This is a genomic window from Boseongicola sp. (assembly GCF_057460485.1).
This window is the reverse complement of sequence record NZ_JBVCWP010000114.1, coordinates 1-11,527: the sequence shown is the minus strand read 5'-3', so window position 1 is coordinate 11,527 and position 11,527 is coordinate 1. Positions and strand designations below refer to the sequence as shown.

The 11,527-nt window shown below is 52.7% G+C and carries 8 protein-coding genes and 3 pseudogenes; 3 read left to right on the top strand and 8 right to left on the bottom strand.

Going from position 1 to position 11,527, the window contains the following annotated elements; genetic code table 11:
• Nucleotides 1-287: 287 nt before the first annotated feature.
• A complete protein-coding gene (locus AC221Y_RS13465) occupies nt 288-1,106 on the bottom strand; it encodes a DUF1194 domain-containing protein (protein ID WP_299748378.1) in 819 nt (272 codons plus the stop codon).
• Between the two features lie 375 nt (nt 1,107-1,481).
• Here AC221Y_RS13465 and AC221Y_RS13460 point away from each other — a divergent pair, with 375 nt between their 5' ends.
• A complete protein-coding gene (locus AC221Y_RS13460; protein WP_299748380.1) occupies nt 1,482-1,727 on the top strand; it encodes a hypothetical protein in 246 nt (81 codons plus the stop codon).
• A gap of 231 nt (nt 1,728-1,958) precedes the next feature.
• Here the strand turns inward: AC221Y_RS13460 and AC221Y_RS13455 are convergent.
• The 5 genes and pseudogenes from AC221Y_RS13455 to AC221Y_RS13435 all read right to left on the bottom strand — a co-directional run.
• Nucleotides 1,959-2,264, bottom strand: a pseudogene (locus AC221Y_RS13455) (transposase); the annotation flags it as partial.
• Between the two features lie 38 nt (nt 2,265-2,302).
• Nucleotides 2,303-2,608 (bottom strand): annotated as a pseudogene (locus AC221Y_RS13450) (IS6 family transposase); the annotation flags it as partial.
• A gap of 53 nt (nt 2,609-2,661) precedes the next feature.
• Nucleotides 2,662-3,120: a tripartite tricarboxylate transporter TctB family protein gene (locus tag AC221Y_RS13445; RefSeq protein WP_299748384.1), complete on the bottom strand. Its 459-nt coding sequence runs from the start codon at nt 3,118-3,120 to the stop codon at nt 2,662-2,664.
• Nucleotides 3,120-4,622, bottom strand: coding sequence for a tripartite tricarboxylate transporter permease (locus AC221Y_RS13440; protein ID WP_299748386.1), 1,503 nt, complete (start codon nt 4,620-4,622; stop codon nt 3,120-3,122). The genes AC221Y_RS13445 and AC221Y_RS13440 overlap by 1 nt, the downstream gene beginning before the upstream one ends.
• 38 nt (nt 4,623-4,660) lie before the next feature.
• The gene (locus AC221Y_RS13435; protein WP_486707509.1) at nt 4,661-5,614 is read right to left on the bottom strand and encodes a tripartite tricarboxylate transporter substrate binding protein; all 954 of its coding nucleotides are present in this window, start codon (nt 5,612-5,614) and stop codon (nt 4,661-4,663) included.
• Between the two features lie 445 nt (nt 5,615-6,059).
• Between AC221Y_RS13435 and AC221Y_RS13430 the strand changes: the two genes are divergently transcribed.
• Nucleotides 6,060-7,493, top strand: a complete 1,434-nt coding sequence (locus AC221Y_RS13430; protein WP_486707508.1) for an FAD-binding oxidoreductase — start codon at nt 6,060-6,062, stop codon at nt 7,491-7,493.
• A 392-nt stretch (nt 7,494-7,885) separates the two neighbouring features.
• Here the strand turns inward: AC221Y_RS13430 and AC221Y_RS13425 are convergent, their stop codons facing one another.
• Nucleotides 7,886-9,049, bottom strand: a complete 1,164-nt coding sequence (locus tag AC221Y_RS13425; protein ID WP_299758530.1) for a mandelate racemase/muconate lactonizing enzyme family protein — start codon at nt 9,047-9,049, stop codon at nt 7,886-7,888.
• Between the two features lie 298 nt (nt 9,050-9,347).
• Here AC221Y_RS13425 and AC221Y_RS13420 point away from each other — a divergent pair.
• Nucleotides 9,348-10,072: pseudogene (locus tag AC221Y_RS13420) on the top strand (IS6 family transposase).
• 267 nt (nt 10,073-10,339) lie between these two features.
• On the opposite strand, the gene AC221Y_RS13415 reads toward AC221Y_RS13420, so the two are convergent.
• Entirely contained in the window at nt 10,340-10,570 is a 231-nt protein-coding gene (locus AC221Y_RS13415; RefSeq protein ID WP_299758528.1) for a hypothetical protein, read from the bottom strand.
• Nucleotides 10,571-11,527 lie beyond the last annotated feature (957 nt).

The window sequence follows — 11,527 nt, the reverse complement described above, 5'->3', positions numbered from 1 at the left end:
CAAACGCACCCCAGACGCGGAATACTTCGAGCAAGCAGAAATACGAAACGCGGCATGAACACCAAAATGATGCATCTTAGGCAAGCCGCAAAACTGTCTTAAAAAGCAGGACCACTTCAAAGGAGGCCCGAGCCGCGGCACAACGTGTCCAAGAGTGTTGGTCAGAGCGCGAAACGGCAGCAATGTGGAAGGAAGGGCGCTCTATTCGGGAAATGTCGGTTGATTGTTTTTCAAGTTGGTGACCCACCAAACAACAGCCAATCTGTTCTAAAGGTTCGAGCGTATGCTCAGGGTGTTGTACCCAAGTATCCTATCTTCCAAGTCTGCAATTCTCTCAAGAGTTTTCGGATCATCGCATCCTCGAAATCCTGGTGACCTTTCGCGACTTCAACAAATGCATCGGGTCCGCGAATGACATTTGACGCAAAATAGTTGACCAGATCACTTGTGGTTTGGTCTTCGACAGCGAGAAACGACACATGACCCTGACCGACAACAAGAGCATTAATCGTTACACCGACCAATCGTGAACTCAACTGTAAATCTCTCGGCTGAACACCAGCGTTAGATTTTCCGTCGCCTGAAATGTCTAGCGTCAAACGCGAACAATCACTTTGAGTTTCCAAGGCGGTGCGACCAAAAACCATTGCTTCACCCAAAGCGGTTTCGGACGAAAATCGGCGGCGATCTTGGTTACTCAGTAGCGTGGCAGCTTCAACAAGATCAGACTCGTCCGCCATTTCGGTCCAAGGTAGAATTTCCAAAGGTCCGCCTCGACCCGCCCAAATAAACACGTGTAAGCGAACGGGTGCGCTGGGAACTGCCAGAAATGCCTGTTGTACATCTTTGGCCAAAATTGCATTGGCCAAGCCCTTCATCTGAAGAGTGTACTCACCTTCGCTAACCGACCCGGACACATCTAGACCGAGAGCCAGTGCCTGGCGGCAAGCTCCTTGTACAACAATCGGCCACAACAAAAGGCAAAATGAGGCAATCCAGAAAAACCCGGTGCAACGCTTTTTCATGGCTTTAATTTTACAATTTATACGAGTTAACTTCAACTTGAACCAAAAAACCGGTTCTTCTGGATCGCGCCCTTCCTCCAAGGAGCAATGTATGACGAGGTTTCAGGCTTCTCTGAATGGATGGCCAGTCTAGGATCCGGTTCTAAAGCTGCCATTCGCTTCGGACTGCGCCAACGACCGCTGTGCGGGACTAAGAGAGCCGCAGGCATTACAGGTTTTCATGCACGGTTGGCGGACCGGAAAATCGGCATCACACACATGGCAGGCCGAGGAGTCTTTCGGACACTCAGCGCCGCAGTCCGGGCATACTTTAGTATCGGGCCCGTCTGACCGTAATGCAAAAGGCGGCGTCGGCGAGCGGTGGCGTAAGGTTTTCGAGTTGTACCGCATTAATGAAGACCTATTCTTGGAGGAATAAGTAGGCATTTCTGTACACAAAGAGGAACTTGGCCGCACATGACCCGCAAAGATTTCGATCCAGCTACGATTCAACCGGACGAGCGCCCCCCGGCTATGGCGAAGCTCTTCGACGGAGCAACGCCCGGCCCTTGGCGCGGATCAGTGAACGGTGAAACCCTGGGCGGTCCGGTCACAGTGCTGGCCTATGGCAATGACAACCTGGGAGAAGGCCCCTGCCTGCACGTGCATCCCTATGATGAGACCTTCGTCGTGACCGAGGGCCGAGCGCGGTTCTTTGTCTGAGGCCAAGTGATCGATGCTATTGCCGGTGAGGTCGTGCTTGCCCCAAAGGCATACCACATAGGTTCGAGAACCTCGGACCGGGGCGGCAACGCCGCGCGGCCGCCCTATTGCGTGAATAGCTTGCGCAAAAAAGCGTTTCGCTGCGCGAGTGTTGCGCCGAGATTGAAACAGAATATCGAGAACGTCCGTTGCCCGGCAGTCGCTGCTTGCAGCGATGAGTATCCGTATTGGTCAAGCCGTGTTTTGGGTCCATTTCCTCTGGTCTCGGAGCAGTGCGTTGGCCATGACGATCAGCTTTCGCATCACAGCTGTGATGGCCAGCTTCTTGCATTTTCCGACTGATATCAGCTGCTCGTATTTTGTCTTCATGTCGGGGTTGAATCGCGTTGCCACTACGGCTGGCAAATAGATCGCCCGCCTGACACTGGCGCGCCCGCCCTGGATGCGTTCCTTGCCTTGCCACTTTCCCGATTGCCTCGATATGGGTGCAAGGCCCGCCAGCTTCGCCGCCTGTTTGCCGGGCAGCTGTTCCAGCTTCTCACATAAACTACTCAAGTCATAAGACAAGAGGGGCTATTGCTGTCGATCGCGCGCCCAAGCCAGAATTTGCGCCCGCGGATAGGAATGACCACTTCATCAAGGTGCCATTTATCAGACGGCGCAGGCCGGTCCCGCCGGATGGAAGCGGCATACTTTGTACCAAACTTGCCAACCCACTTCCGGATCGTCTCATAGCTCACGATGATGCCGCGCGCCGCAAGTAAATCCTCGACATCGCGTAGGCTCAAGGGAAACCGAAAATAAGACCAGACCGCATATGCAATGATCTCAGGCGGGGAACGGTGGCCTTTGAAGGCGCCGGAATGTTTGGCTTTCGTCACGTCGGTCGGTACGATTTCAGAACAGGCCCCGCAAGTTGACGATGCCCCTCCAACTAAGGCAACGGTACATGTAACACGAATTTGAAAAGCGAGAAAAAGGCGACCATAATCAGAACGCCGCAGCCCCAGTAAAGGACGATGGTTTTAGCGGTCCAGTTTTCGTGCATTGCTGCAATCAGCCCGCCGGCGAATGCAATTGTTCCGGCTGCCAGAAACCCGACAACAGGCATCGCAAAACAGGTCAGAAACATTGTCGCGACAAGAAGTATGCGGCGCCACCAGACGCCCCGGCCAAATCCATCGCTATCAATGGGTCTCAGGAACCGTGTGACAAACGAAATCGCGGCCGTGATGATCAGAATAATCGCAACCGTTTGCGGAAAAACCTGGCTGTCACGGTCTGTATAGGAGGTCGAGTCGTAAAGGGTCACGAACCCGATAAGCACAAAAAGAGCTGATACAATCAGAGACCCTATATTGCCTTGGGATTTGGATGCTGAGGGCTGGGTCATCAGTCGGCCTCCATCCCCGAATTGTGCTGTTTTCGTGCCAGAAAGACGGGCAAAATCAACGTGATTATGGTGAAGGCCAGAATAGCTTGAGAAATGGGGCGTCCGAAGAACATTCCAACCAAGTTGTTGGTCGCGGCACCGATGATCCAACCCTGAACAAAGCCCTGCTCTGCGATGGGGCCCAGAATAAGGCCCAGAACAATAGGTGACGCCGCAAACCCGAACCGGGCGACAACCCAACCAAAGACGCCAAGACACAGCATGATGATCACGTCAGAGATGCTGTTGCGAATAGAGAATGTGCCAATGATCGTCATGAAGCCAACAGTAGGGACCAGAACTGCTTTTGGAATAGTAACAATGGATTTATAGGCGTATCGCCCGATGAGAAGTCCTGCGGGCAGCATCAAGACGGTTGCTATGAGAAGTCCATAGATGAAGGTGTAAACAATGGAGCCGCTTTGCGTGAACATCGCAGGTCCCGTGCGAACCCCTTGCACCAGCAGCGCGCCCAGAACGATAGCGTCCGGGGGTGTGCCTGGAATGCCGAGCACCAGCGTCGGGATGAAGCCACCTCCGACAGTGGCGTTATTTGCTGATTCAGTCGCCAAAATGCCATCCGGTTCACCTTCACCAAATCTCTGGTGGGGTTTGGCCGTGCGTTTAGCCTCAGAATAGGCGACTAGACCGGCAACCGAGCCACCTGCCCCCGGCAAAATCCCAACAAGCGTGCCGATAATGGACGACCGGATCAGGTTGAACTTGGACCGCATCGCAAGTCGGAAGGCTTCTCCGATGCGTACTGATTTGACATTGTCTTCAACCTGCAAATGCCGGTCGGGTACGGCTACGAGGTCGATAAGAACGGGAATGCAGTACAGTCCGATCAAGGCGCCCACAACGCCAAACCCGCCAATCAACACCTGACTGCCAAATGTCAATCGAATGTCTGCAGAGATCTCGGCGACACCCACGGTTGAGAGGATCATGCCAAAAGCGCCCCCTGCAAGACCCTTCATCAGGTTGCCATTCGACAGAGAGGCGATCAGCGATAGCCCGAAGACTGACAACCAGAAATACTCGATCGGACCAAATGCCAATGCGACCCTTGACAGAGGTGGTGCCAAAAGCAAAAGCGCAAAGGCGCCGACCAAACCGCCAAAAACCGAAGCAAAGCAAGCAAGCGCAACGGCAAGATCGCCATCGCCCCGTTTGGCCATGGGATATCCGTCAAATGTGGTGGCAATAGCGGACGGCGTGCCAGGCGTGTTTAGCAAGATGGCGGCATATGCGCCGCCATAAATGGCCCCTGTGTAGATGGCACCAAGAAGAATAAGTGCTGATGCTGGGTCCATACTGAAGGTAATTGGCACCAGTACGGCTAATGCCATAGTTGCGGTTAACCCCGGGATTGACCCCACAATTGTTCCGGCGATAACACCAAACAAAGCCAAAGCAATGTTGAACGGTGTCATGGCTGACAAAAAGTGACCGAGTTCCATAGTCGAGCCTGCCCCCCGAGGTTAACCCTTTGTTTGAACTACTCGATCAGCCCTGCTGCACGGGCGTCGTTCAAATATTCCTCCGCTCGGGCTGCCATAAAGTCAGCCATTTCATCAGAGTTGACATCCAGCATCGCAAATCCGCCATCCAACATCTTTTGCCGGAATTCAGGGTCTGCGTTTATTTCAGCAATCATGTCAGACCACATTTTGGTAGTTTCTGCGCTTGCTGTGTTCGGAAGGGCGATGCCTCGGTAAGCACCACCTGTCATGTCATAGCCAAGCTCTTTGAAGGTGGGAACATCCGGGAAGAGGGGATGCCGTTCGTCCATCGCAACTGCCAGCATTCGAACAGCGTCACCCTGAGCAGCCCCAACGGTTGTATAGCCCCATTGCGCTTGGACTTGGTTACCCAGCAGCGCCGTTACCGATGCCCCCGTTCCTTTGAATGGCACATAGGTGGTTTGAATGCCCGCCATCTTGTCAAACTTGATCTGTGCCAGATGGTTGGCGCTGGCCTTTCCGGAGCCTGACATTGTGACTTGCGCGGGGTTCGCCTTCGCATCGGCTACAAAATCAGCAAGCGTCTGATATGGGCTCGATGCAGGCACCACAATCGCATCAGGCGTGTAGTGGAACATGTAGAATGTGTTTAGGCTCTCGGTCGTAAAACCCACGTCCTTTTGCGCCGGCTTTATGATGATATGGGGTAAGTTCACGCCCATCATTGTCTGGCCGTCACCATTCAAGCCATTGAGCGAGGCCCAACCCACAGCACCGCCACCACCAGGCTGGTAGGACACGATCATGTCTTGGCCGAATTTTTCTTTGAAAAACGGTTGCTGCAAGCGCGCAGAGATATCGGATTCACCGCCCGGTCCGAAGGGGATGATGTAGTTTACAGGACCATTGAGTTCGGCGTTTGCGCCTGTGGCAAAACTTGTCGCGATGGCAAGCGCTGCGCCCGCCTTAAGGATTGATCTTCTCAGCATATTGTTCCTCCCAATTTGTGCCGTAGTCAGTATTTTGTGCGAGCCGTTGGAGGCCCTTATAATTATTTTATTCATGAACTGGTCGCGGAATGCCTCCAGCTCCATCGCAATAACAGGCAGCTCAAAGCTGTCACTTTCACATTCTCATACGATGCCAGTCATCTCCTTGGTGTCAATGGCTGACTGCGAAACAGGGCCACGGTCCTTGCCATGCACCTCGATCACGTTTTCGCAAACGCATGCCTTTGATTGCTCTTTTGCTTTGTTTTCTTGCCCGCGTAGGTCGGCTGATCTCGCTGGCAGTTAAACGCCCGATTCAACGGCGTTTGCATTTTTAAATTCGGACCGTTCCAAAGCTGTGCTTTGCAAAATTGAATTTTTCGAGTTGCTCAATCCAACTTTGACAGCAACATTGCGCCGATGCGTCTCTTCAAGAGGATTGACGATGGGATCTGATTTCAATCAACCTAGTGAGACTTTGCTGGCCCAACTAAAAAGTGTCGTCGGTGAGAACGGATGGAAAACCGGTGTCGATGCGTGCCGGTATTATGAAGATCCGCGTGGGCGCTTTTCTGGCAAAGGGTGTCTGATCGTCCTGCCGGATTCAACTGAACAGGTCGCCGAGATAATGCGCCTGTGCAACGACGCGAAGGTAGCCATTGTTCCATTTAGCGGCGGTACAGGCGTTGTGGCAGGTCAAATATCAATAGACAGCGGAAATGCGATTATCGTGTCGCTTGAGCGGATGAACAAGCTGCGTGAAATCTCTGTCGATGATGGTGTGATTGTGGCCGAAGCAGGCTGTATTCTGGAGAATATTCACACGGCGGCCAGCCAGCACGACCTCATGTTCCCACTGAGCATGGCGTCAAAAGGAAGCTGTTGTATAGGCGGTAACCTTGCAACAAACGCAGGGGGCATTCAGGTTGTACGCTTTGGAAATGCACGCGATCTATGCTTGGGTATCGAGGCTGTTTTGCCGTGCGGATCAGTTTACAGCGATCTCAGTCCGCTGCGCAAGAACAACACAGGCTATGATCTGCGGCATCTGCTTATCGGCAGCGAAGGCACGCTAGGGATCATCACGGTCGCGACGCTGGTACTGAAACCTGTCGACCCCGAAACCGTTACGGTCTTTTGCGCAGTCACCTCACCATCAGACGCGCTGAAACTATACAAGGGTATCCGCAAACACCTTGGTGAAAGTATTTCCGCGCTCGAATTGATGAGTGGGTTTGGTCTGGATTTGGTAACGACCCACTTTCCCAAATTGAACAAGCCATTTACTGAAAAATATGATTGGTATTTGTTGGTCGAGGCAGGCGGACCCTTAGGAACAGCTGGCCGCATGGAAGAGGCGTTGGCGGACTGTTTGGAACAGAACCTTTTGCTTGATGCCGTGATCGCACAGTCGGAAGCACAGCGAACGGGGTTATGGGACTTGCGTGAAAATACCCCTGAGGCCAACCGGATGGGTGGGGCTTTTTGCAACAGCGACACCTCTGTGCCAATAAGCAAGGTTGGAGCGTTTATAGAACAAACCTACCAGGCGATTTTCGAGATTCATCCTGACCTTCAAATCAATACCTATGGGCACATTGGTGATGGTAACATTCATCACAACGTCCTGCCCCCGAATGGTATTGCAAAGGCAGCTTTTATCGCAGCGCAGCCTGGGATTATCGACAAGGTTCGGCTGGCCATAAATGATGCAACCTCGCTATATCAAGGGTCGATCAGCGCGGAGCACGGGATAGGCAGGTTAAAGGCACAAGATATGGAAATCTACGCCGACGCCACTAAACGCCAAGCCCTCAAGCGCATCAAAACTGCATTGGACCCAAACAACATAATGAACCCCGGAGCCATTTACAGTTGATCATGTTTACTCGATCCATCAACCAACCATCGCCCCCTTCTCAAGAAGGTTGGTTCTTGGAATAATGGATTGCCCGAACCGCCAATCCTTACGGGTCTGTCTTAATGTATCGCCCCTCGCTGGATAGTATTGGCGCTTAAGGTGCTGCGAGAAAAAGCAGTTTGCTCGGAACAGTTTACCAATAGAATGCAAGTCTTTGGTGCAGCCGCCATTGAGATTGAACTGTCACATTTATTAATTTCCCACGCGGACTCTCCCTTTCGAAGAGGGTAAACTTGGTAACCCGAAGCGAACAGAACCTGCCGGCGAAAGATGGGAGTAGTTTGGTAGGAAGTCACCATATCTCAGGTATTGCTTGCAGTACCAGGTCGTGTACGTGATCTACCAGAACGTCACTCCGCGAGTTCTTGCATCAATTTGATTAGATCGGCTTTGCCTTCGAAACCGATGCCTGGAATGTCTGGCATCACGATGTGTCCTTCTTCGACCCTAACGCCATCAGGAAAACCCCCATATGGCTGGAACAGGTCAGGATAACTTTCATTGCCGCCCAGCCCTAATCCCGCCGCGATATTCAGCGACATCTGATGTCCGCCATGCGGGATGCAGCGGGAGGGCGACCAGCCGAATTGCCGCAGGATGTCCAATGTGCGCAGGTATTCGACCAGCCCATAAGACAGTGCACAATCGAATTGCAGATAGTCGCGGTCGGCGCGCATACCGCCGTAGCGGAGTAGATTGCGAGCGTCCTGATGCGAGAACAGGTTCTCGCCTGTTGCCATCGGCGCATCATAGAATTCCGATATCGCGGCTTGAAGTGCATAATCCAGCGGATCGCCGATTTCCTCATACCAGAATAGCGGATACTCGCGCAGCATCTTGGCGTAGGCAATTGCCGTCTCCAGATCGAAACGACCGTTGGCATCCACTGCAAGCTGCGCATCGCTCCCTATTTCATCCAGAACGGACTCGATCCGCGCCCGATCATCGTCCAGCGGGGCGCCGCCGATCTTCATTTTGACCACGTTATAGCCGCGATCGAGGTACCCTCGCATCTCGGCCCGTAGGGCGCTGTTGTCCTTGCCGGGATAATAATAGCCGCCCGCTGCATATACGAAGACGCGCGGATCGGCTTCACGGTCCTTCATCTCGGCCAGTAAACGAAAAAGCGGCTTATCCGCAATTTTTGCCACCGCATCCCAGACAGCCATGTCGATCGTCCCGACGGCGACCGAACGTTCACCATGTCCCCCCGGCTTTTCGTTGGTCATCATCGCGGCCCAAATTCGGTGTGGATCGAGGTTTGTGCCGTCCTCATTCATAAGGCATTCTGGTTTGGCCTCCAAAATACGATCTCGGAACCGTTCGCGGATCAGGCCACCTTGTCCGTATCGTCCGTTAGAATTGAAACCGTAGCCGACAATCCGCCGCCCGTTGTGCATCACATCCGTGACCACCGCGACAAGGCTGGTAGTCATCTTGCTGAAGTCGATATAGGCGTTGCGGATGGGCGAGGCGATGGGTTTGGTCACTTCGCACACATCAATTATTCGCATTGGGTGGTCCTATCAAATTGGGACAGTTGAGAGCCTTATGTTACGCTCCACTTTAGCGAAAAGCGAATGCGGATGAAGGTCGCAAGACTGCCGTTATGGGAGTATCCTCAACGGGCATTGGTATGGCGCCAGATGTTCAAGAAATAGCAATAACGCCGGATTTTACGACCAAAAAAAGCGGAAAGGGGAGCGGGCTAGGTCTTAGTGGTAGTGTCGCAAAGTTTCGGATTTCAGTTGCGTTGCCGGGCCTGTCTAGCCAGACCCCACACTTTCCCGAGACTAAGTCAGGATTGAAGAGTTGATCAGTTTCAAAGGCGCGCAGTACCCGAAATCCGTGATCCTATACGCCGTGTATTTCTACGTTCGCTTTCCGGTCTCCTATCGTGATCTCGAAGAGATCATGGCCGAACGTGGCGTCGATTTGGATCATGCAACGCTCAACCGATGGGTCGAGAAATACGCGGGCGCTATTGCCGAAGAAGCGCATCGCTGGAAGTCTCCGACTGGCCGCTCGTGGCGAATGCCTTCTCGGGACATTGCTATGCAATGCCCTGTCAGGTGAGAGATGAGACCTATGTCAAAGTAAAAGGTGAGTGGACATGCCTGTACCGCGCAATCGACAAACTAGGAAACACCCTTGATTTCATGCTCTCCGAGCGACGTGACGAAGCCGCGGCGACCGCGTTTTTTATGAAAGCCATCGGCAACAATCGCTGGCCTGACAAGGTTGTCATAGATAAAAGTGGATCGAATACGGCGGCCTTGTTCAACATGAACTGCCTGCTCGTGATGTGCGGTTGGTGTTGGTTAATCACTGTCCGGCGGACGAAATATCTAAACAACATCATTGAGCAGGATCACCGTTTCATCAAGAAGCTCACTCGCCCGATGCAAACGTTCAAATCGCTGAATTCAGCTTCGGCTACTCTTGCCGGAATTGAAGTCGCGCACATGATTCGAAAGGGTCAATTTGACCAGTCAGACCAGTCTGGCTTCGCGCAGTTCGCCGCTCTCGCTGGATAGGTGTGTCCGCTAGCAAAGCTTACTTCGGCTTGGCGGAAACTTTGCGACACTACCCTCTAGCCTGCCATCCGGTTATGAAGCATCAGTTTTGGCTTCATCCTATAGGCGAACGTTGAGACCGGCCCTTTGCGGACATTGAACTGCCTTCCGTCATGCTGCGGTGCGGCCCGTCGAACCGGCCATTCGTGCATCGTGCAGCATGTTCTTGGGCCAAGTGACCGCAACGCGGGACAAAGCGGGATTTCGGAGGGGCCGGGGTCATCCCGGTCAGATAACTGGAAGAAGCTTTTTCACATAAGAGCCTGCAATGCCTGTGAAGGTGTAAAAATCCAACTCATCTTCCAGTTTAGCGACTTCAATTTCTGAGAAATAGCGCAAGCGAGAACGCATTTTCTCAATAGCAGATATCGGATGAGTTGCATCAGAGGCCGGACCTGACGTGCCATTTTGGCAACGTAAGATCTCATCAGTTCTGATTACAGAGGTCATCATACTCATACTGGCACTCATTACTAATTAACACATACCACATATTGCATATATTTTTGTTTGGAATGGGGCGCAAAATTGGCTTTTACGCATTCATTGTCGGTCGTGGCAAAGGGCTTCGACTTCGCGGGCTTCAAGCAGCCATTTGATGCTTTGTCCAAGATTTCCTCGGGAGCGACATAGACAGGCCCCAATTGGAAAGTTTACCCTTGGAAAGGAAGATCGACTGTTGTGTATGGGACGGTCAGGTTTTCAAAAGAAAGGGGGCCGCCAGTTAAGGCGACCCCAAGACAACACACACACTCGTTACTACCTCAGTAGTGTCGCCGAACAAGCTGACCCTATTGAGGCATCTTCAGACAGTCTTCGAGACGATTTGGTGACGTCTTCAGGCTACCGCATCGGATCGAAGAAGGAATAGATCACCCAGGGGGTGGCCTAGTTGGCCCTCGCTGATAACCCAGCATTAGACGTTTGACGTCAGACGCGACGGAAAGAGGGACACGATCTCCGATCGTGTTGTACTGAGCACCTCATAACAAGGACGGGTAAAGGGATTGGGTTCCCCCTTTTGCTTCCATGCGGAGTAGCTCCGCAGCGTTAGGCTGGAGAAGATGAAGTAGAAATATCGATAGATCGGGGGCATGCGCGCGAAAGAAGGCGCGAAAATTTTGCACATGGGACACTCACAACACTGGTTAACACTTACTACACGACCTTTATTGCAGACAGGTGCGGCAGGACTAAGCCGGTATCCGAAATTTTTCGGGTAAATTAATCGCCACCTGCAAACAATCAAAGCCGTAGAGCAGCATTGTTCGTGAAGCGGGTTCGGTCAGGCTGGCTCGCATGCTGGTCGTCCTTATTGAGCCGCAAGCGAACGACTGCCATGGGCTCACTGCTGCCGTTAGCCGCATCGCAGCGATCCTGCCAAACGATCTCGCCCCGACCAACATGAACGGCCCT